Origin of the sequence: Bradyrhizobium sp. SZCCHNS2022, assembly GCF_032377575.1 — a bacterium.
GTDB lineage: Bacteria > Pseudomonadota > Alphaproteobacteria > Rhizobiales > Xanthobacteraceae > Bradyrhizobium > Bradyrhizobium aeschynomenes.
Genome location: NZ_JAUHHZ010000001.1, coordinates 4039964 through 4061527, shown reverse-complemented (window position 1 = coordinate 4061527; position 21564 = coordinate 4039964). Strand labels below are relative to the sequence as shown.

Sequence of the window (21564 nt, the reverse complement as noted above, 5' to 3'; positions counted from 1 at the left end):
CCTGATGCCCTTTGCGCGGCAGCGTCATCGAGTGTTCTGTAAAAAATAAATTGCTTGCCATTTTTCAGAAATAATGCTTTTCTCCCCGCAGCCCGCCTCGAGCAGAGGGACGTACGCGTCGTCACGAACGTTGAGGTGGGTGGCGATGGACGTGACGGCCGTGCCAGACGAGCGCGAGCCGTTGCGGACGGCGAAGTCGTGTGGTCCTGGCCTCTCGACGCTGAGGTCAAGCTCGCGGTCGTTGCTGTGACGGCACGCGCGGGTGATGGGGGCAAGAGAGCCGATCCCCAGGGAGAGCACGAAGGACACCGTAAAACCGTCGCGCGGGGAAGGCCGGATCTGTCCGGCTGTACCTGTGGTACCTGCCGCCTGCATTCTTTTGAGCAGGCGGGCCACGGGCCTCAGCCGAGGTCCGGCCTTCTCCGCGCCCTCTCGCATGTCAGGAGGGACATGATCGATGCATCACCCGGGCGCGATGTGCCGCGGGATGAACGACGCGCGTGTGGATGTTGGTCATGCAGCCAGGCCCCTTCGCCCCACATTCGGTGTCGGCCCCCCATTGCCGCAGGAAGATGTGCGAGGCACGATGGCCGGACAACGCCGATGGCCCCGAGTGAAGTCAGGACCACAAGGCATGTGAAGCGCGTTCAAAAAATCAGCGCCACAGGCACCGAGCAACTGGTGGGCCCGGCAGGACTCGAACCTGCAACCAGCCGCGAGTCTGAAACGTGGTCGTTGCCTTGGGTGTGCGGATCTTCAAGCCGAAAGGGGAAGCGTGAAATTGAATGTTGTCCCTCCCTCAGGATTGGACTCGCACCAGATCTTCCCATTGTGACGTTCCACGATCTTCCGGCAGGTCGCGAGTCCGAGGCCGGTGCCCTCGAACTCGTCCCGGCCGTGCAATCGCTTGAAAGGTTCGAAGATCTGCTGGTGAAATTCCGGAGAGATGCCGATGCCGTTGTCGCGAACGCCGATCCGCCACGTGTCCGCTTTCTCCGGCGTGGCGGAGACGTGCAAGGCCGGTACGGTGGCCTTGCAATATTTGATGCCGTTTCCGATCAGGTTCTGGAGGAGCTGTGTCAGCAGCGGCGCGTGACCAAAGACGATCGGAAGGTCGCCACGTGTCACCTTCGCTCCCCTGTTGCTGATGATCTGTCCCAGATTGGAGAGCGTGTCCTCCACCACGAGATTCATGTCCACCGGCTCGAAGACGACATGCGCGTCCGATTTGGTGTATTCGTGAAGGGTGTCGAGCAGCGCGACCATGCGCTCGCCAAGGTGAACCATGCGTCCGCAGTAGTCGCTGATCTTGGCCGGGTCGGCATTGCCCGACTTGACGGCATGGCTGATGATCGATGCAAATCCGCGGATCGAGGAAATCGGCGATTTCAGATCGTGGACGAGGACGTCGGCGAACCGTTCCAGTTCCTCGCGCTGCTGATCCAGCGCAAGCTGCATGGCTGCCTTCTTGCGCGCATAGCGGAGAATGCGGCCGACGGATCGCTCGTTGATGTGTTCCTTCGCGATATAGTCCGATGCGCCACGCTTCATCGCCTCGGTCGCGATGGCCGCGTCGCCCTGGCCCGTCGCCATGACGATGAACATGGCTGGAGCGATCCGGTGCAAAGCTTCCACGCCATCGAGCCCATCGCGTCCCGGAAGTTGATAGTCGACGACCGCCACATCGAATGACTGCCGCTCGCACGTGGCCAGCGCCATGTCGATGCTGTCGGTCTCGACGCATTCGCAGGCGATCCCCGCACGCTTCAGCGCGCGCATGACGTTCTTGCGGTCTGCGTCGTCATCGTCCGTGATCAGGATCGTCACGGCATCACTGGCGGCATGTAGCTGGCTCATGGGAGCTCCACGATCCGCCAATAGCCCTGCATCAATTCGACGAGCTTATGAAAATTCTCGCCGACGCGTTCCTTGAGGATGTACCCCGCAACATTGAGGTTATAGGAGGCAAACTTGTCCTCGTCCCGGCTCGAGGTCGTCAGCATGAACACGATGCTGCGCTTCAAGCCGTCGTCCAGCCGAATTTCTCTGACGAACTCGATGCCGGTCATGCGAGGCATGTTGATGTCGACGAGCAGGATATAGGGCGAGTTCAGCTTCGTCTTTCCATTCGTGCCGCGCAATATGTCGAGCGCATCGACGCCGTCGTTTGCCCTCAGCAGCGGATTGATGATTCTTGCGGATTTGAATGCGCGTTGCACGGATCTGGCGTCGCCTTCGTCGTCGTCGACGAGCAGGATCGTCACGTCACGCGCCCGTTCGGCGTCGGCCATCATCGTTTCCGTTCCTTCGCCGCGTTGGGAGTAAGGAGGCTGAAATAGAAGGTCGTCCCCTCGCCGACGGTCGATTCGAGGAGGATCGATCCGCCGGAGAGTTCAATCTGTTTGCGTACGATTGCGAGACCCATGCCACTGCCTTCGACTTGGTCTCGCGGTTTCAGAGTCTGAAACATCTTGAATATCCTGTCGTGGAACTGAGCCGGAATGCCGGGACCGTCATCCTTGACGGCAAAGGCGTGGTGCGACCCGCGATCCACGACGGAGATCTCGATGCGACCAGCCGCTTTGTGATGGTGCTTAATGGCATTGCCGATGAGGTTCATCATGATCTGCTGCAAGGGCATGCGAAAGACCTCGATCGCGCCGAATGCGGGGTCCACGATCACCTCGAAGCCATCAGGCGGCGTCATCAGGGCAAGTACGTTGTCCATGAGTTCGGCACCGGAAATGACTTCGCTGCCGGCGGCCTCGCGGCCAATGCGGGAGAATTCCAGGAGATCGTCGAGGAGTTTCTCAAGCCTTCTCACGCGGCCGCGCAAGAGCTGCATGCTCACCAGGTTTTCTCCGGTCAGGTGCGGCGCAAGATCCTCTTCGAGCCATCTCGAAGCATTGTCGATGACCCGCAGCGGCGCCTTGAGGTCGTGCGATGCCGCATAGGCAAAATCGTCGAGCTCCCTGTTCGCGGCCTCCAGCTCGGCGGTGCGTTGCGCCACCTGTTGCTCGAGCCTCTCATTGAACTGCCGGCGTTCCTCCTCGGCCAGCTTCCGATGCGTGATATCGAAGATTGCGCCGAGCACCATGAGGCCCGCGTCCGTGTCGATCGGCGTGAGGCTGATCTCGATGGGAAACTCGCTGCCATCCTTGCGCCGGGCATAGATCTCGCGCCCTGGACCCATCGCTCGCTGCAATGACTCCCTGAGGGTCGGACTGGCGAAGTACCGCTCGATGTGGGCCTGATGCTTACCCCGTTCGGCGGCCGGCATCAGCAGTTCGACGCGCTGCCGGAGCAGTTCGTTGCCTTCGTACCCGAATAGCCGTTCGGTCTGTCGGTTCACCAGCGAAATCAGGCCGGCGCGATCGATCATGATCATCGCGGTCGGGGTCGACTCGACCACGAGACGAAATTGCTCCTCCGCGGCCTTGCGAGCCGATATGTCCCTGAGTGCGCCGACGATCCCGGTCGTCTCTCCCGAAGCCGGATCCCTGATCGCTCTCATCACGGCTTCGAGCCAGATCCGGCGGCCGTCGCGATCGTGGGCACGGATGGAGATCGAACTCTGCTCGACCTCGTCGGTCAGCAGCGAATTGAGGGCCGTCTGCAATTGCTCGACATCCTCGGGATGGATCGGGCCATACGGCTGTTGGCCGAGCAGCTCGCTTTCATCCACCCCCAATATGTCTCGACATGCCGGAGAGACGTAGCGGAGGCGAAGGTCGCGATCGAGCTGGATGATCAGGTCCGAGCTGTGATCGGCCAGAATGCGATACCGAGCTTCGCTCTCCTTGATCATGCGCTGTGCTTCGCGCATCTCCGTGATGTCGGTGATGAGCACGAACAAGCCGAGCACGTTTCCGCTGGCGTCGCGATGCGGGATATAGTTGGTCCAGGTGTTGCGGATGCTTCCATCCGCCTTGTTCAGCATGCGCTCGTAGTTCTGCCGCTGGCCCGACAGGGCGGCCTGGATGTGAGGCTCGGCCTCGGCGAACAGGGTCTCGTCCAGCAGGGACGTGACGTGGCAACCGACGAGCTCCTCCGGCGATCGGCCGAACCACTCCTCATAGGCCGTGTTTGCGAAGCGGCATCGAAGGTCGCGGTCCCAATACGCGATGACGCTCGGGACGGCATCGATGATGGTCTTGAGCTCCGCCGTTCTGGCGGCGACCTGCTGCTCGAGGGAGAAATTGCTCTTCCGAAAGTGGTCTTCCACCCGCTTCTGCCGGCTGATATCCCGCTCGATGATCGATGCGCCGATGATCGTCCCATCCTGACGCCGGATCGGTATTGCCCTGATCGACACGTCGATCGCAGTGCCGTCCTTGCGCAAACGGCGCGTCTCCAGATTGTCGACATGTTGTCCCCGTGTCACCTGATCGAGGATATAGTCGTCATGGATCAGCTGCTCGGGCGGGATGTGGATACGGATGCTCCGGCCAATGACCTCGTTCGGCCGGAATTGGAAGAGACGCTCGGCAGCGGCGTTCCATGACAGGATCGTGCCCGAGAGGTCCTTGGCGACGATCGCGTCCTCCGAGGAGTCGAGGAGGGCGTCGGCTATTGCGGCTTTTTCTTCGAGTTCTTTCTTCGCTTTTTCCAGTTCGCGGTGGCTCTTGCAGAGGATTCCGTTGATTTGTGAGCAGAGCGAAGTGGGATCGAAGGGCTTGGCGATGACACCTGCGACGCCGACGCGCCGAAGGTCGTCCACCTCCTTTGCGCTCGTGGCGGCAGTGACATAGATCACGGGAATGCCGGCGGTCTGCGGTCGCTCCCGCAAGCGCGCCAGCGTCGTGGGGCCGTCCATGCCGGGCATGTTGTGGTCGAGCAGGATGAGGTCAGGAGACCATTTTGCGGTTGCGGCTAGTGCCTCCTCGCCGGAGGCGCAACTGCGCACATTGAAATTCGAATCGAATGCGATGGCCGTCCCGACGATCTCCCGGGCGTCGGCGTCGTCGTCGACATGCAATACGTCGACCGAGCGCATCTGGAATTGCACATTCATGTCGATGTCGGCCAACATCCAGTGATGAAAGTGAATACGCTGTCCATCGGATCAAGCGCCGACGAAAACTCGCAACTAATAAATGACGTGCATAAAAGGTGAGTTTCACTGATGCGCGTAATACTACCTAATGGTTGCAAGATAAACGTTTGCAGCGAGAATATAAACATCTAAGTGCAGGTTGATGCTGTTTGCGGAGTTTCATTGGCAGCGATATCCGGAGTTTTGCGGAGTTCGTTGTTCGATCTGTGCGACGACGGTTGCCGAAAGAGGAGCGATTCGACCGAGGTCTTGATCGCGGCGGTATCGGGGGCTTGGCGGTCATCGAGTCTCGACTCTGAGTTCTCCGGGAAAATCGTTGATGTGAGAACCGTTGTTAAAACAACGACAGGCCGAATCAAATGCGCAATAGATCCATGCGGCTGGTAATTCGATCGCTGGTATGGGGCGCATGTGCCAGCTGCCTCCTCGATCCGGCGCTTGGCCGTCGCCTGGACGGGTTCAACATTGTAGCGACACCAGACCATCCGTTCGGCTCCGCGACAGCGGAGCAGGCGTTGTCGATGGCGAAGAGGCTTGGCGCCACGTCGGTCGCCGTGATTCCATTTCTCTGGCAGTCGACGCCTTCGGCACCGGACATCGTCGCGGGAAGCGCTATGTCCGACGAGGCGCTGCGCGCGGCGATCCAGCAGGCGCGCCGGCTCGGTCTGACCGTGATCGTCAAGCCGCACGTCTGGGTGCCGGACAGCTGGGCCGGCGCCGTCGAGCCGGCATCGGAGCAGGATTGGAAGGCCTGGTTTGCGCGGTACCAGGCCGAGCTCGAGCGGATTGCTCGAATAGCAGCCGATGAAGGTGCCGATGTCCTCGCCATTGGCACCGAGCTCGCCAGGACCAAGCGGCGTGCGGAATGGAACGCCGCAATCGCGGCCGTGAGGTCGGCGTTTCCACGGACCTTGCTTTACGTCGCGCACAATGCGGACGAAGCCGAGGCGATTGCGTTCTGGCCACTTCTCGATGTCATCGGCGTATCCTTGTATCCGCCACTCGGCGCCGATGACGACCGCGGCGGCCGTATCGCCATGATGGAAGCGGAGGCCAGGCGTCTCGATGTGCTGTCGGACCGTTGGGGTAAGCCCGTGCTGGTGGCCGAGATCGGATTGCGTTCGGCCAAGGGCGCTGCCGCCAAGCCCTGGGAGAGTGCCGAAGAGAGGGCCGCGCCCGTGGATGTGCAGCTTCAGGCCGATGTCATCGCGGACTGGCTCGCGGTGCTCAAGCGCCCGGCGGTTGCGGGCGTCCTGGTCTGGCGCTGGTTCACCGATCCGGCCGCCGGCGGGAATGCTGACACCGACTTCACCGTGCAGGGCAAGCCGGCGGAAGCCGTGCTGTCCTGCGCATGGGCCGGTATCTGCCGCAGACCCTGAGTCAGAACCTGTACCAGGCTCCGACCACGAGGCCGTTCTCTTGCAGAGCATTCCGCCCCCAATAGGTCGAGTAGCCGCCGATCTGCAGCGACAGCGCCGGTGTCAACGCGTAGACGGCGCTGAGCTGGGCCTTGTGATAGGAGTAGCTGCCGAAGCCAGTGGTGCCGGCGCCCTCGGACAGCACATTGAACGATTGCGCGAGCAGCAGCCAGCGTTCGGTTGGGCGAACGCCGAAGGTGATATCGGTCCGGAATTCGCTCGGCGGACCATCCAGGCGATAACGTTGCGCGATCTGGAGATCGACGAAGGCGGGGAGCGTTCCGGCCTTGAAACTGTAGCCGGCGAGGCCGCGAAGCTCGATCTGCCGGTCGGTCTGACCAATCGCTGCCAGGTTCGATGTGTCGGACGTGCCGGGCATGCGGAAGATCGCCTGCACGGAAAACACCCAGGAGGAATCAGACCAGACGCGGGCCCGGGCTCCGATGTCGGTGTAACCGATGCCGCTGCGCTGCGCTCCGACAGGCGATCCGATGTCGATGTGCTGCAGCGAAGGTTGGACGATGCCGGTGATCCAGTCCGTGAGGCCATACTCGATCAGCAGCTGGGCTTCGTCCTTGCTGTAGCGCGGGATGCGACGCAGTGCGCTGCCGCTGTCGAAAAGGCGGGTCGACTGCATCGCCGTGCCGGTGAACACCAGGACGCCCGTCCCGGCCTCGAGTGTCCAGGCGCCGCCCCACGCCTGGCTCGCGCAGCCCGCCGACGTCATGGCGATGAGGCACAGGATCTTGCGGCGCCCGGCCAGCGCGCTGAGGGAAGCCGTGGCATGCGTTCGGGCCGTCCAACGAGCTAAGCACATTGCGGCACGACACGGTCGCCGCCGGTTGCGGCAATGTCCGACACCGCCGCGATGGCGCGGGTGAGCAGATGGATGCGGCCTGCGCCGTTGACGCGCTCGGTCACGACGGCAACGCTTGCGGTCGCGTGATGCGCCGCGATCGCTTCCGGATTGGAGATCCTCAGACCCGCGATCGAGGCGCGCAACGTCTCGGCAAGCTTCATGGCGGACGCCCGCGACTGGTCGGGGAGGATGAGGACGATGAGCCCGTCGCGGTAGATGGCTGCGACCACGCCGACAGAGGCCGTGGCCGCGCGCACCGCGGCTGCGACCCTTGCCATGATGCCGGCTTCCGAGGCCTTCCCGGTCTCCAGTTGCACGCAAAGCCGATCAACGGCGAGCGCGATGATGGAGGTCTCTGTGCCGGGCGGAAAGTTCACATCCGCGAGCAGGTAAGCCTCGGCTATTTCGCCGACGAACAGACCCGTGCTCCGATCGATCCAGTTCGATGCGCGACGGTCGCCTGATCCCGATGCCAGTCGCGTCAGCTCGGCCTCGCGGGCTTCGCGGCGGTCGAATTCTGCCTTCAGCTTGAGCGCCGATCGCACGCGGGCCAGCAGTTCGACTCTGTCCACCGGCTTGGTGATGTAGTCGGTCGCGCCGGCTATGAACGCATTGCCGAGGCTCGCGGTATCGCCGAGCGCCGTCACCATGATGATCGGCACGCTGGCGTAGCGCGGGTCGTTGCGGATCCGCGCGCAGGCCTCGATGCCGTCGACCTCGGGCATGACGATGTCGAGCAGCACGAGATCGACCGTCACCGGCTCTGCCGACGATGCACCGATCCCGAGCGCCCGGTAGGCATCGTGGGCCGACCCCGCCGTGACGACCTGTTCATAGCCTGCGGCCAGCAGCATCGCCTCGGTGATGTCCCGCCCATCTTCGGAATCGTCGACAACGAGAATACGCATGGTGAACTCCCTCGAATGATCCTCACTTCAGTCCCGGATGGCCGTCTGTCCCGGGATGGCGTCCGTACGCCTGAATAGTCGCCAGCCGGCCTTGTCGTAGATGAGCTCATAGCCCGCGGCTCCCCGCCGATAGAGCAGAGGGAAGGCCTTGTTCAGCCGGTCCTGCGCTCCGCTTCCGATGTCCGGATCGGGCACGGCGACGAACGGAGCGTCGATCCGCGAGAACAGGATCCCGAGCGTGAATGTCTCGTCGGATGGCGACAGCAATCCGCGCGCGCTGCCCCGCCCGATGACGATCGCGGGGGCGTTCAGCGTGTCGACGAGAATTCCATCTCGTCCGACGCTGGCCTGGCCCAGATCGATCGCCGCGCTCCGCTCCGCGTCGACGTGATGACTCTCCAGGGCGATGGCGACGTTGACGGCTCCGCTGGGGTCCGCGATCGCCAGGCCGGCGACGCCGCCGACCCAACCGAGCGCGAGCAAGGCCGTCACGATCTCCAACCGCTTGCGCAGCGGCGGCATGTGGATGATGACGATCGCCGCCAGGACCGGCGGCATCACCGCAAGCGCTGCGGGATCACCGAACAGGCCGGTCGTGACCGCGAGAACAGCCGCCGCGACGGTCGTCGCGACGAACATCAGGAGGGGCGCGAGCAGAGGTCGCTGGCGCCATATCGACACGATCGCGAAGCCCACGATGGGCGCGCCGATCAGGATCGCCGCCATGATCGCAAGGCCGGCGTCGATCGAGAGGGAGCCGGATAGTCCGTGGCCGAACAGGGTGAAAAATCCCGCCGCCCAGGTGGCGACCCCTTCGGCGGGCGCCACCAGGAAGGTCCAGCCGCTGCCGGGGAATATCCAGGACATGTAGGAGAAGGCCGCGACGCAGAACGCCGTCGGGAACAGCAAGGCGAGCACCAGGTTCAACGTCGTCCTGGAGAGCTGCTCGGGCTGGATCGCGAGAACCAGAAACGGGACGGCGGCGCAAGTGATCGCGGCGCCTATCGGATGCGAGAAGGTCAATCCGAGCAGCGCCAGCGCGACAGCCATCACCTCGGGCGCGCCGGTACGGGCGCGTAGTCTGAACACGGCGCAGCCGAGCAAAAACAGGAAGACCGTGAAGATTATCTCGGATGGCCCGGCAATGGCGGCACGCAGGATCGCGGGATGCATCACGATCAGAACGACGATCAACGGTGCGACAATCGCGGCGATGCCGATGCGGTGGAACGAGGTCAGCAAGCTGCCGGCGAGCAGCGCCAAGACGACCCCGGTCAGGAGAACGGGGGTGGGCGTCCCGGCAGGCGTGACGAATTGTAGCAGTGTCGTGGCGAGGAAAGGGATGGTCGGATAGGCCGCCAGAATGCGCCCGATCGGCATCTGCCCTTCGCCCGCGGTCATCGCGCTCGCCCACAACGTCACCGCATCATTGGGAACGAGGCCGGCCGTTACGGCGCTGAGCGAGGCGACGAAGACGGCCACGCAGGCAACGGCCATCAACGCCCCGAGCGGCAACAGGCGGCTCATGCGGCGGCCTCCTGCGCCCGCGCCAGTTCGCGAGCGACATGCTTGGACACGCCGTGGTGCGTCTTCTCCCAATAGAACGGATTGCGCAGCAACTGCCATAGGCCGCGATAGGTCGCGATCGAGAGCATGACCCAGTAGCCGAACGCCGTGAGGCTATAGGGAATGAGATTGAGCCAGCCGCGCCGGATCGGCGCCAGCATGTTGAGGAACATCAACGCGCCATTGCCCGCGAGAAGGTTGAACAGGGCCAGGAATAGCAGCGGCTCCGGAAAGACCGCCTCGAGTCCGCTGATCGCGGCGATCATCCAGGCGAGGTAGAGCAGCCAGAACACCGGGTTGAGCAGGCCGGACAGCACGGTGCCGCCGATGAAGAAGACGAAGCCGAGAAAGCCCAGCGGCCCGATCATGCGCATGAAGCGGAGCGGGCGCCTTGTGTGAACCAGAAGGGTCTGCATGTAGCCCTTCATCCAGCGCGAGCGCTGCCTGATCCAGTTGCCGGCGTGGCAGCTTGCCTCCTCGAACGTGGTGGAATCCACGATGCCGACGCGATAGCCATGCTGCGTCAGGCGCACGCCAAGGTCGGCGTCCTCGGTGACGTTGAACGGATCCCAGCCGTGCAGCTCGCGCAGCACGTCGATCTTGAAATGATTGGACGTTCCCCCCAAGGGGATCGGAATGCGGAGGTGGTCCAGCCCGGGCAGCATCTGGTCGAACCACAGGCCATAGTCCAGCGTGAACATGCGCGTGAGCCAATTTTCGCTCGCGTTGAAATAGCTCAGGCTGCATTGCAGGCAGGCCGTATCGGCCGAGGACTTCCGGAACGTCGCGACCACCTTGCGAAGCTGGTCCGGCTCCGGCCGGTCCTCGGCATCGTAGATCACGAGGAATTCGCCGCGTGCGAACTGTAGCGCGAAATTGCAAGCCTTGGGCTTGGTTTGCGGGAGCGATGGCGGGACCCGGATGATCTCGAACATGCCTTCGAGACCGAGCTTGCTGGCGACCTCGATCGTCTCATGGTCGCTGGCCTCCAGCACCAGCTTGATGTCGAGCTTTCCCAGGGGGTAGTCGAGGTCGCGCAGCGCCTGGGCCAGCATCGGCAGCATGGCCGGCTCCTTGTACATCGGCACCAGCACCGTGAAGACCGGGAGTTCGTCGTCCGTGAGCGCGCGCGCTTCGATCGCGATGGTCTCGTCGGCCATGCGCACGCCGCCAAACAGCACGAGCAGGCCCTTGAAGGCGAAATTGCCGAGATAGAAGACGCTCATGGCGACGTTGAGGGCGATCAGCGTCGTGAGGGGCGATAGCGCCAGGCCGAGCAGGATCAGGCTGAGCAGCGCATAGCCGAAGACGATCTGTCCCGGGGTGAAAACCCGCTGCGCCGAGAGCTCCGGATTGAGGTCGGCGAGTTCGTAGACGGCGCGCGCCGATAATGCGTCGTCAAACGCGGCCTGCACAGCCCAGACGATGTCGAACTTGGTCGCGACGACGAAGCCGATGTTCGCTCCCCAGCGCTTTCTCGCAAACAGCAGCGTCTCGGGCCCAGGCTCGGCGGTCGCGATCATCAGCCGCCCGTCGCTCTGCTTCCACGGCATGATCAGCGTGCGGGCGTAGATGTCCGCCTCTCCCTCGCGAAGGAGTGCGAGGTCCGGTGGCTCACGGATGAGATCCACGAACGGCAATTCGTAATGGTAGGCGACGGCTTGATAGTAGATCGCCGGCTCGGCCCAGTTGCGCGACAGGATGGCGTTGCCGAGGCTGACGTGCCAGGCCTCGGCGAGAGCGATGGCCTCGTCGAGCTGGCCGAGCGTGAGGACGCGGCGGGCGACGAGGATGTCGCCGAGGGCGCGATCGGAAGCTGACAATGGCTGCATGGCAGAACCTATTCGCCGGCGCGACGAGCTGCACGGCGGCGGTACATGCGCTGGGCCAGCATCAGCAGTGCGAGAGTTGCGAGCACCCAGGTGATGCCAACGATCCATGGCCAGCCGCGATCGAGGTTGGCTGTCCACGACGGCTGGTCGGCATAGGTGACGCGCAGTAGGGTGTCGCGATAGCTGGAGAGCGCGAGGGCGACGCCGCTTCGGTCGAGAAATGCGACGTCGCCGCGGTCGAGATTGATGGCGGGCGAGGCGGACAATGATCCGTCGCCGCTCAGCGGGCGAATCCATAGCCCGGGAAATCCGTTCGCAGTGACGATCTGCGCGACCGCGCCGGTGGTCATCCCCCCGACATCGAGCAGAACGCGCTCGCTGCGATCGGTGATGGCGACGCGGCCGCGATCGAACCGCACGCGTTGATCGGCTCCGGCGGGAGGCGAGTTGCCGACCGAGATGAAGGGCGCCGACGGTGCCGCCGCGGCCCTGGCGTCGACATAGGTCACCTCGATCGGCGTCGTCCTGTTCGACAGGCCGCTCACCACGTTGGACAACGAGGCCAGCACCGAAAGGGGGCGATCAGCCGTCGATGCCGGAAGAAGAATCTGGATACCATTGCCCCACAAGCTCACCAGATCGGAGAAGTCGCGTGCTGCCGGGCCCGCTGGCGACAGCATCACCTGGCTGGAGCCGAGGAGCTCGGCAGGGTAGCCCTGCGGCTCGAACCGGCAGTCGCCCTGCGAACTGCGACGCTGCACGACCGTTCTGACATTCGCGATCGTGCCTACGAGTCCCTCTGGAAGAGCGAAATCGAGCCGCGTCGGTCCGCCGATCGCGGCGACCGTGCTGGCGAGCAGGTGTTCGTTGACGAAGGCGCTGACCACGGCCTTTTCGCCGGCACCGTCGGGAGCAACCATGACGTCGAGGACGAGGCGCGAGGGGCGGGTGCCTGCCGGCAGCGACTGGCTGGCGATCGTGATGAGAAGCTCGGCGCGGCCGAACACATCGACGCGCGGTGCGGTCAGACCGAGGTCGTTGAAACTGATTCGATCGGACAGCTTCCTGGCGGCCGAGATCGACCCGATCGACGCTGTCGGCGTATCGCGCAGGGCCAGGAGCGAGGGATCGCCGAGCAGCCTTCCGATCTGAGACGACCCGGAATCCGTGGCCAGAAGGACAGGAACGCCGCCGATCCGACCTGCTGCGAGCGCGTTGTTTGTCTGGGCCCCGCGCGCGTAGTTCACCAATGTTGCCGTCGGTCCATCGAGCCGATCCGCGATCTCATCGAACGATCCGACGACGATGAGGCCACGCGTCCAGCGCCCCCTGTTGTCCTGGTCGACCATGTCCGGCATGCCGTTCTTGCCGTGATGAAAGCTGACGGTCCGGCCGGCGGCCTTGAGGGATCGGGCGATCGTCAACGCGGTGGCGATATCGGCAGCCGGCGGCGATGCGCTGGACAGCAGAATGCCGACGTCTCGGGGCATCAGCGCCGCGGTCGCCGCAATGTTCGGCGTGCCCGAGAGTCCCAAGGCAAAGTCGACCATGGTTTCGGGGCGGATGGTGACGCTGTCCCCGACATAGCGGACATCGATGCAGCGATCCTGCGTCGCCGCGCCGGAATACACGAACGACAGCTTGAGAAAGCCCTCGCGTGCCGACACATTCGCAAGCGAGATGCGGGCCGTGCGCCCCGTACCCCTGCCGTCCAACGTCAGCGCGGCGATCGAACGATCGTTCGCCAGGATTTCCAGGCTGCGGCGCGCCTCGTGAGCACTCACGTCGTCATAGGCCAGAACGAGTTCAGCCAGATTGAGTTCGACGCCCTGCGGAACGCGAATATAGAGTTCGCGCCGGCCGCCGAGATTCGACAAACGAAACCCTTCGGGAAATCCGGCATCGGCGATGGGACTACCGACCCGCAGCGATTTGGGTGTCGTGTCGACGATCGTCGCCGGGAGCGCGGCCATGAGCGGCGACGGCTGGAAGGCGGCCGGTCGCGCCGGCTCCGGCGGAGCGGCTGGCGGCCTGCGTTGCTGGGCATGGACTGACGACGCCTGGATTGCGAGAGCCGCAGCCAGGACAAGACGCACGAAATACGACACGATATTCCCCCGTCACTACAATATTAGGTTCCCCGGCTCGCATCCGCGCCGTATTGCGCGGCTTCCGCGGCAGTTCGGAGCCGTCCGAAATGCTTGGTCAATTCATTGAGTTCCTCAGTCTCCAATCCTCGCCGAGAGCGATAGGGCCCGACCAGAATGATGTCGCATGCTCGCGCCGCCTCACCGACCGCCCCAAATCCGATCGTCGAGGCGATCCCGCAAATCTCGTGGATCCAGCAATAGGGCTTCGCAACCATCTCCGCCGAGGTTGCCTCATCTTCCGTCATTCGCACCAGGTCGATGGCGGCCTGCTGCAAGCGTTCGACCAGTTTTGCCGAGAAGCGCCCGCGCACGACGGCGAGACGCGCCTCGAGTTGTCGGTCCATCGCGGTGATTTGGGACGTCTCGTCCAGCATCCGACGTTCCCTAGGTCTCGGCGGATGCGGCCGCGGCGGCAAAATAAGGTGGCGCAATGGACGCGCGCCGCTGACAGGATGCTGCGAGCCTGGCCGCAACTATCATCCTCTCCGATAGCGTGTTGACTTGATCGTGCATGGATGACTGCTCCACATCCAAGATGAATATTCAGCGCGGCGTTTCCGCACGTCGATAAAAGCTGAGCGAGTTTTGTTACTTTTGGACGCACGCTTTCACGCGTAGAAATACGCTCGCTGACGACGAAATCTCATCGTCGCGTCGAAGTCGCGCTGCGGGCGGCACGTTCGCCGGGAGCTCCAACGGCCGCGATGCCGGCGCGATCACTGCGCGCCGGCGGAGCGCACCGGGCGGAAATCGCGTAGTTCTACCTGCGATGACCTTATCCTGACGTTTAGGCTGCCTTGATCGGATCGCGATGGGCCGGGCGTCGGATGCAGTCGGTGAGGCGTTGCGTGAGTCGGCTCGATCTACGGTGAAATCCCTCGTCAAGAACGGGATCTGGGACCAAAGTGGGAGCGCAAGCGATGGATGCACGGCAGGTGAGCAGGGCTACCTCGACAATTTTAATCGTCGACGATGATCCCCTGGTCCTCAAGGCGACCGCCGACTGGTGTACGTGGATGGGCTTCTTCGTCCTGACGGCGGCCACGGGATTGCAGGCTCTGATCAGGGCGGCCGAACACCGGCCCGATGTCCTTCTCATCGACGTCCACCTGCCGGAGATCGATGGATTGAGTGTCCTGAGCTATCTGTCGGACGCAACCAAGAAGGCGCCTCATGTCATCGTGATGACCGGGCGGACCGATGAAAAAACCTTCGAGCTCTGCGACGGGCTCGCCGCGACGTGCATACCCAAAGGCCGTCTGTTCTGGAAAGAGCTCGCGGCAAGCCTCGCCGAGATCTATCCCGAGAGGAATGCCGCCATAGCACAAGCGGCCCGACAATTCTCTGCTGCCGACGTCAGGCGACGTCCACGCGTTCTGCTGGTCGATGACGACGTGAGCGTGAAGAGGATGCTCGAGCACCGGTTCGAAGGACTGGGAGTCGATCTTCTGTATGCCAGCGACGCTACACGAGGATTCTGGAAAGCGCGGCGTGAGCATCCGAGCGTCATCGTCACTGATTTCTGCATGCCGAACGGCGATGCCAACTACCTGCTCACGAAGCTGCGGAGTGCGTCAGAGACCCGCGACATTCCGGTCATCGTCCAGTCGGGACGGCATCTCAGCAGGCCGATCAAGCGCAAGCTTCAGGAGGAAATCGACGGTCGTCCCGGAGCGGCCCGGGTCCTGCGTAAATCGTCTGATGGCGCCGAGCTGCTGGACGCGCTGCAGAGGTATTGCGGGTTCGCCGCCATCACTGAAGAGGCACCGTCTCCTTGTTGAGGGCAGCAATTCCCGCGTCGCAGGAATGCTCCTCCACCACGTCGCATCGGGCATGGCCGTCACATACGCCCGTCCGTTTCCATGCACGTCGTCCGGCGCCCTCGGAGTGATGTGGATAGCTGGCCCTTTGCCCCGCCGAGGCTGCTAAGGCGGCGGAGGCAGGTCGGCCTCACTGCCTGACGGCAGCCGTTCCAAAATGGCGAAATGAGCGAAGCGACACCGCGCGCGGAGGGGGGCCGGCGACGAGGCCCGAATTGGCGGGCGCCAGGACGTGTCGTCAGGCGCGTCCTGGCTTGGGGGCGGATCTCCTATCCACCGCGCTGATACATCATCCGCAATTCCGACGCTGCGGCCGATTGCAGATGAGCGAGCGCCTCCTTCAGGTTCGAGATCTCGCGATTGGTCGGCTTGCGCTTCTCAGCCATGGCGCGCAGCAGCGCCGTTTCGGCGGCGCGGGCCGCCTGCCCGGTGGCGGCGAAGCCGACCGTCGGACCGATGCCGCAGATGCCGTGCAGGTGACGATACGATTCGGAAACGAGTGCCCCACCGGCGTCGTCCCCCCGTGCCATACGGTCTGCAAAGATGAGAGTAGCCGTGATCTTGCTTTCGAGTGCGGTTGCGAAGCGGTGCCTCACCTTGGCAAGGCGGGCCTCGAATTGGTCGCCGGTCATGCAGTCCTCCTCGTGCTACATCCCAGCAGCGTCTCCCCGAAGAATTAATTTCACGTCATCGCACAAGGATCAATGCGTTCGATCGCGAACGTGATCATTCCGGTGGCGCGAGCATGGGACGGCTCACCGGAGCAATCCGTAGGCGAAGCCGCTCGGGGCAGGAGGGGCGGACGGTCAGGTAGTTTTACGTGCAGCGAAATTAACGCACCGTCAGATATGGCTGAATAGCTTTGCCGAGGCGTAGCACCTCTGTTTGCACAGATCGCGGTGTTGCGAGGCTGTGAACTTGTCGCCGCTGGGGTTATACCATGTACGCGTCAGGGCAGGTCGCCCGTATCCAAGTCGATCGAGCCGTCACGGCTCCTCCGTTCTTGCGAGTGCTCGTCATCGACGACGACGAGAGCGTAGGAGCGGCGATCAAGGCGTTCCTGACGCGTCGCAGATGTCGTACCGAACTGGCATCGGGCGCCTATGCGGGTATTCAGGCGCTCGCGCATGCGAACTTCGACTTGGTTCTGGTTGATCTCTTCATGACCGGAATGAGCGGACTCGACGCGATTGCCTATATCCGGCAACGATCAGCCATACCCATTGTCGCCATGTCCGGCTTCAGGTTGCGTAGCTCGCTCGAGCCGATCGACTATCTTCGCACGGCTTTGCAACGCGGCGCCTCGTGCTATCTTCGCAAGCCGTTCTCCTCCCGCCAGTTGATTGAGGCCATAGATCTGAGCTTGCCCCCTCATGCTCATTCTGGAGCTCTGCTGCGATGAGCCGGTTCGGCGGCGAGATGACGGACGCGGCACGTTCCGAGGCGAAATCGCCCCGTGACGATCGTGCCATTGCCGCGAACGAGGTCGGCGCGGCGATCGCTCACCAATTGAATGGACCATTGACTGCGCTTCTGCTCTATCTCGAGGACCTTTGTCAGGGCGGCGGCGGGTTTCCTGAGATCGAACATGATGGCGTATCGCTGAGGGAAGTCGCTGAGAACGCGCTGCGCGAGGCCGAAGCCGTCTGCAGGTTGGTGCAGCGGCTTGGCGATACGTTCGAGGCGCCACTCAGGCAACAGACCGCATTTGCGCAAAGTCGTGATGTCATCAGGTGGTGGTCGCGGGTCGGTAACGCCCGCGACGAGGCACAACCGATTCCGCAAAACGCAGTCTGGCTGCGTTCGCTGACCACGCGCGAGCAGGAGGTTCTGGGGCTGGTCCGAGACGGGTATTCGAACAAGGAAGGTGCGGCGCGGCTGCAGATCAGCCCGCGAACGTATGAAGGTCACCGGGCCGCTCTGATGCGGAAATCCGGAGCGAAGAACCTCGCAGACCTGCTTCGCTTGGCGGCTCAAGATCAGGAGACAGCCGACCGTCAGTTGCCGGCGAAGGCAGTGCGACGCCGGGCGGCCGCGCCGCAGCCGTGCGGGAAAGTCAGATGCGGAAGTTGAACGGCGAGACCGAGATCGATCGTTCCGTCACCGAGCCGGCCACTCGCCAGATCCAGGCTGCCGGAAGCAGGCAAGGCCAATCCGGCGCATGTCATCGATCGATCAACGCGAGGCGTGGACAACATTGATCGCGGCATCCGGCAGGCACAGTGTTTCGCAGCGTGCGCGTCAGTCGATCCAGTCAAGGCTGTTTCGCATCATACTCATGCTGTCGGTTCCTGCCTTCGTCGGTCTGGCTGCACTCGCATGGGGGCTGTACCAGCACGAACGCGAGCAGGCCTCCCAGGGCGCGTTGGCGACGGTCCGCGCTCTCGCCGCAGCGCTCGACAGGGATCTGGCAGGAACGTCCTCCGCGGCTCAGGTCTTGGCAGAATCGGCAGCTCTCGCGACGGACGATCTGGGGGCCTTCTACAAAGAGGCCAAGGGCAGCCTCCCTCATCTGGAAGGTTCGGCCGTGGTGGTGGCGGATGCGGCCGGCCAGCAGGTTGTCAACACGGCGCTGCCCTATGGCGCCCCGCTGCCCAGGCGCTCAGATCTGGCGAACCACAGGAAGGTGTTCGAAACCGGCAAGCCGTCGGTCTCCGACATCTTCATTGGTGCCGTGTCGAAGAGACCGGCTCTCTCCATCGATGTACCGGTGTTTCGAGAGGGAAAGGTGAAATACACGCTCGGCGTCGCCCTGGGCATTGAGAGGCTGAACGGCCTGTTCGCGAACCAGAAACTGCCGGCCGGTTGGATTGCGACCGTCACCGATTCGGCAGGCATCATCGTCGCGCGGACCCACGATCCCGAACTGATAGGCAGGCCTGCTCCTGTGAGGCTGGCTGACATCAAATCGTCGCGGCCGAATGTCGTCGACACATATCGGGCGGACGGGACGCCGATACTGGTGGGCTTCGGCCGGTCCGAGCGCTCCAATTGGACGGTCGCGCTCGGGATTCCGCTTTCCGATCTGTATCGCCGACCGAACTCAATTCTCCTGTACGGCATCACCGGCGTATTCTGCGTCCTACTCGTCGGACTGATCGCGGTGATGTATGAGGCGAAGCGGATCGCGCGCGGCGTTCGAAGCCTGCTGCCCGCGGCGCTGGCTTCGGGATCGGACGAAACCACCGCCGCTGCGCGATCTCACGTTCAGGAAATTGACGACGTTGCCGTGGCGATCGAGCGGGCGCGCCGGTTGCTGCATCAACGCACGCTTGAGCGCGACAACGCTGAGATGGCCATCGCGGCAAGAAATCTAGCGGATGAGATGTTTCGCCTCGCGGTCGAGGCCTGTCCGAACGGAATGTTGATGGTCGATGCCGAGGGCAGGATCTCGATGGTCAACAATGAGCTCGAACGCCAGTTCGGATACACCAGACAGGAACTGATCGGCCAACCCGTGGATATGCTGGTGCCCGAGCGTTCTCGCGTGAGAAACGCCGTGCTCCAGCACGCGTTCAATTTGCGGCCCGAAACCCGTCAGATGGAATCCGGTCGCGAGCTCACCGGATTAAAAAAGAACGGGACTGAGTTTCCCATTGAGGTCGGTCTCAATCCGATTCGGGTTGGCCAGGGGCTCATGATCCTAAGCGTCGTCGTCGACGTCAGTGAGCGCCGGCGCGCCGAACGTCTGAAGGACGAGTTCGTTGCGACCGTGAGCCACGAACTACGGACCCCGCTGACATCGGTCACGGGTTCATTGGGGCTGCTCGTCGGATGCTGGAGCAAGACGATCCCTGAGCCGGCGGCACGGTTGCTGAGCATCGCGCATGCCAACAGTGAGCGCTTGGTACGTCTCGTCAACGACATTCTCGACATGGAAAGGATCGAGGCGGGCGATGACACATTCAACCTCAGGCGGGTTGAAGTCAGATCGCTGGTGGGGCGCGTCGTCGAGGAGAACCGCGGCTACGCGGACGATGTTGGCGTTCGCGTCGAACTCGGTGCTGGTGTCGTGGGCGTCTATGCCAATGCCGATCCGGAGAGATTGGCGCAAGCGGTGGCGAACCTGGTCTCGAATGCAATCAAGTTCTCTTCGGCCGGCGGGAGTGTGCAGGTCACGGTGGAGGACAACGGGGACAGCCTGCGGATTGCGGTGCGTGATCACGGTCCGGGCATACCCGAGGATTTCGAGCCGCATCTGTTCGAGAGGTTTGCCCAGGCGGATGCGACCGATACGCGTCAGAAAGGCGGGACCGGTCTCGGCCTCAGTATTGTGAAACAGATCATGGCGCGCCTGGGAGGCAAAGCGGGCTTCGAGAATGCCGATGGCGGCGGCGCATTGTTCTTCGTCGAGCTGCCGATGTGGGACGATACCGTCGGAGGCGCGATCGAGATCGCCACCACCGGCAGTCCGTCACGGATCCTGCTGTGCGAGACCGATCCGGTCGTCAAGCAGGCGGTGCGGATGAAGTTGGCACCGGCCGGTCTTACGGTGGATTTCGCGCATTCGGTACAGGCCGCGTTACTGCGCTCCAGCGCCAACCGTTACGCAGCGATCGTCATCGGCCTTCCGCTCGACGAGATCGAATGTCGCGACGTAGCGGCGCGGATTCGCCGGATTCCCCATCAACGCAACACTACGATCATCATCGCCTGCGATGCCTCCGCGGGCGGCCAGGCCGATGCCGGACTACGGGAGATGAGCGACCTGCAATGGATCAGGCGCCCGATCGACGTTGAGCAACTCGTTTCGCAGCTGTCTGCAACGGTGCCGTCGTCCCGTCCGAGGCCTCGCGTTCTTCATGTCGATGACGATCCGGAGACGCTCGTCGCCGTCGCACATGAGCTGGAGACGATGGCCGACATGGTGTCGGCCGGCAGCCTGGAGGCTGCGCGGCGCGTCTTGGCGACAGAACACATCGATCTTGCGATCGTGGATGTCCGGCTCGGTGCGGAGCCCGGGCTGGATCTGTTGCCGCATCTTCGCGACCGCGCCGGCAAGATCATTCCGGTGATCATCTTCTCCAACTCGGATCAGAATTTGCCGGAAGACGATCAACAGCAATTGACCTTTTCTAGGAAGACATCACCCCTCGAGCGCTTGGCCTCAATCGTGCGCGATCGTCTGGGGCTATCCCCTCTATTGTCCGTCAGGGAGGTCGCATGACCGCAATTCATATTCTGCATGTCGACGATGAGCCGGATATCCGCGAAGTCGTCGAGCTGTCACTTGGTCTCGATCCCGATTTTATCGTCCATAGTTGCGGCTCGGGCCGCGACGCTGTGGCCATGGCGGCGGAGCTGGCGCCGGACATCATCCTGCTCGATGTCATGATGCCGGTGCTGGACGGGCCGGCGACACTGGCTCAATTGCGTCAGAGCCCTGCGACAGCCGATGTCCCCGTGGTCTTCATGACGGCCCGGACCCAGGCGCGGGAAACGGATCGCTTTCGGTCGCTGGGAGCCGTGGGCGTGATCCAGAAACCGTTCGATCCCATGACCCTCGCCGCATCGCTCCGGACCTATGTCCGGCCTTCGTACGATCCGCTCGAGCATTTGCGGGCCGAGTTCGGGCGCAGGGTCCAGCGCGACGCCGAATCTATTTCTGAGCACTGCAGGATGCTCGGGGCAGTGGGGCGATCATCGGATCTGCTGAATCAAATCAGAGTGATCGCGCATGCGCTGTCCGGCGCGAGCGGCATCTACGGTTTTACAGAACTAAGCGAAGCGGCAGCGGATCTGGAGGACGCCGTCTTGGCCGAGATCCGCGGCGACGGGCCCGGCGCGGACACGGATCGCCTGCTGGACGCTCTGCTCGTCGAGATGCAGCAGTGCGGTGGCCCCGCACCTCTCGCCGCTCGGTCTCTGCAGCGGGCCTAGGGTTGATGGTTCGGTCGATCCGCGTAGTCATACCTGGGCGGTCGCTAAGGGAGCATTAGGCTCAACATCGTCATC

At 63.2% G+C, this 21564-nt stretch carries 17 protein-coding genes; 6 read left to right on the top strand and 11 right to left on the bottom strand.

Features of this window, described 5'->3' with window-relative positions:
* Positions 1-24 precede the first annotated feature (24 nt).
* The 4 genes from QXZ94_RS18270 to QXZ94_RS18255 all read right to left on the bottom strand — a co-directional run bounded on the left by QXZ94_RS18270 (position 25) and on the right by QXZ94_RS18255 (position 5032).
* Entirely contained in the window at positions 25-396 is a 372-nt protein-coding gene (locus QXZ94_RS18270) for a hypothetical protein (protein WP_315721579.1), read from the bottom strand.
* A gap of 360 nt (positions 397-756) precedes the next feature.
* On the bottom strand, positions 757-1857 hold the full coding sequence (locus QXZ94_RS18265; protein WP_315721578.1) for a sensor histidine kinase: 1101 nt from the start codon (positions 1855-1857) through the stop codon (positions 757-759).
* Positions 1854-2291 (bottom strand): response regulator, encoded by a 438-nt coding sequence (locus QXZ94_RS18260; RefSeq protein ID WP_315721577.1) that lies wholly within the window; start codon positions 2289-2291, stop codon positions 1854-1856. The genes QXZ94_RS18265 and QXZ94_RS18260 overlap by 4 nt, the downstream gene beginning before the upstream one ends.
* Positions 2291-5032, bottom strand: a complete 2742-nt coding sequence (locus QXZ94_RS18255; RefSeq protein ID WP_315721576.1) for a PAS domain S-box protein — start codon at positions 5030-5032, stop codon at positions 2291-2293. Before QXZ94_RS18255 ends, QXZ94_RS18260 begins: the two co-directional genes overlap by 1 nt.
* A 383-nt stretch (positions 5033-5415) precedes the next feature.
* Between QXZ94_RS18255 and QXZ94_RS18250 the strand changes: the two genes are divergently transcribed.
* Positions 5416-6435, top strand: coding sequence for a glycoside hydrolase family 113 (locus QXZ94_RS18250; RefSeq protein ID WP_409998756.1), 1020 nt, complete (start codon positions 5416-5418; stop codon positions 6433-6435).
* 1 nt (position 6436) lies between these two features.
* Here the strand turns inward: QXZ94_RS18250 and QXZ94_RS18245 are convergent, their stop codons facing one another.
* The 6 genes from QXZ94_RS18245 to QXZ94_RS18220 all read right to left on the bottom strand — a co-directional run bounded on the left by QXZ94_RS18245 (position 6437) and on the right by QXZ94_RS18220 (position 14163).
* A complete protein-coding gene (locus QXZ94_RS18245; RefSeq protein WP_315721574.1) occupies positions 6437-7201 on the bottom strand; it encodes a hypothetical protein in 765 nt (254 codons plus the stop codon).
* Between the two features lie 80 nt (positions 7202-7281).
* Positions 7282-8241 carry a response regulator gene (locus QXZ94_RS18240; RefSeq protein ID WP_315721573.1) on the bottom strand — a complete coding sequence of 320 codons (960 nt, stop codon included), beginning with the start codon at positions 8239-8241 and terminating at the stop codon, positions 7282-7284.
* A 27-nt stretch (positions 8242-8268) separates the two neighbouring features.
* Positions 8269-9768, bottom strand: coding sequence for a hypothetical protein (locus QXZ94_RS18235; protein WP_315721572.1), 1500 nt, complete (start codon positions 9766-9768; stop codon positions 8269-8271).
* A complete protein-coding gene (locus QXZ94_RS18230) occupies positions 9765-11639 on the bottom strand; it encodes a glycosyltransferase family 2 protein (protein ID WP_315721571.1) in 1875 nt (624 codons plus the stop codon). Before QXZ94_RS18230 ends, QXZ94_RS18235 begins: the two co-directional genes overlap by 4 nt.
* 8 nt (positions 11640-11647) lie before the next feature.
* On the bottom strand, positions 11648-13612 hold the full coding sequence (locus QXZ94_RS18225; protein ID WP_315721570.1) for a hypothetical protein: 1965 nt from the start codon (positions 13610-13612) through the stop codon (positions 11648-11650).
* Between the two features lie 158 nt (positions 13613-13770).
* Positions 13771-14163, bottom strand: a complete 393-nt coding sequence (locus QXZ94_RS18220; RefSeq protein WP_315721569.1) for a hypothetical protein — start codon at positions 14161-14163, stop codon at positions 13771-13773.
* Between the two features lie 546 nt (positions 14164-14709).
* On the opposite strand from QXZ94_RS18220, the gene QXZ94_RS18215 reads away from it, so the two are divergent.
* Positions 14710-15570, top strand: coding sequence for a response regulator (locus tag QXZ94_RS18215; RefSeq protein ID WP_315721568.1), 861 nt, complete (start codon positions 14710-14712; stop codon positions 15568-15570).
* Between the two features lie 308 nt (positions 15571-15878).
* Here the strand turns inward: QXZ94_RS18215 and QXZ94_RS18210 are convergent, their stop codons facing one another.
* On the bottom strand, positions 15879-16241 hold the full coding sequence (locus QXZ94_RS18210; protein ID WP_315721567.1) for a hypothetical protein: 363 nt from the start codon (positions 16239-16241) through the stop codon (positions 15879-15881).
* A gap of 308 nt (positions 16242-16549) precedes the next feature.
* Here QXZ94_RS18210 and QXZ94_RS18205 point away from each other — a divergent pair, with 308 nt between their 5' ends.
* The 4 genes from QXZ94_RS18205 (at position 16550) to QXZ94_RS18190 (ending at position 21489) form a co-directional block, all read left to right on the top strand.
* Positions 16550-17011 carry a response regulator gene (locus QXZ94_RS18205; RefSeq protein ID WP_315721566.1) on the top strand — a complete coding sequence of 154 codons (462 nt, stop codon included), beginning with the start codon at positions 16550-16552 and terminating at the stop codon, positions 17009-17011.
* A complete protein-coding gene (locus QXZ94_RS18200; RefSeq protein WP_315721565.1) occupies positions 17008-17682 on the top strand; it encodes a LuxR C-terminal-related transcriptional regulator in 675 nt (224 codons plus the stop codon). Before QXZ94_RS18205 ends, QXZ94_RS18200 begins: the two co-directional genes overlap by 4 nt.
* A gap of 88 nt (positions 17683-17770) precedes the next feature.
* Positions 17771-20776, top strand: a complete 3006-nt coding sequence (locus tag QXZ94_RS18195) for an ATP-binding protein (RefSeq protein ID WP_315721564.1) — start codon at positions 17771-17773, stop codon at positions 20774-20776.
* Positions 20773-21489 carry a response regulator gene (locus QXZ94_RS18190; protein WP_315721563.1) on the top strand — a complete coding sequence of 239 codons (717 nt, stop codon included), beginning with the start codon at positions 20773-20775 and terminating at the stop codon, positions 21487-21489. The genes QXZ94_RS18195 and QXZ94_RS18190 overlap by 4 nt, the downstream gene beginning before the upstream one ends.
* Positions 21490-21564: the final 75 nt, after the last annotated feature.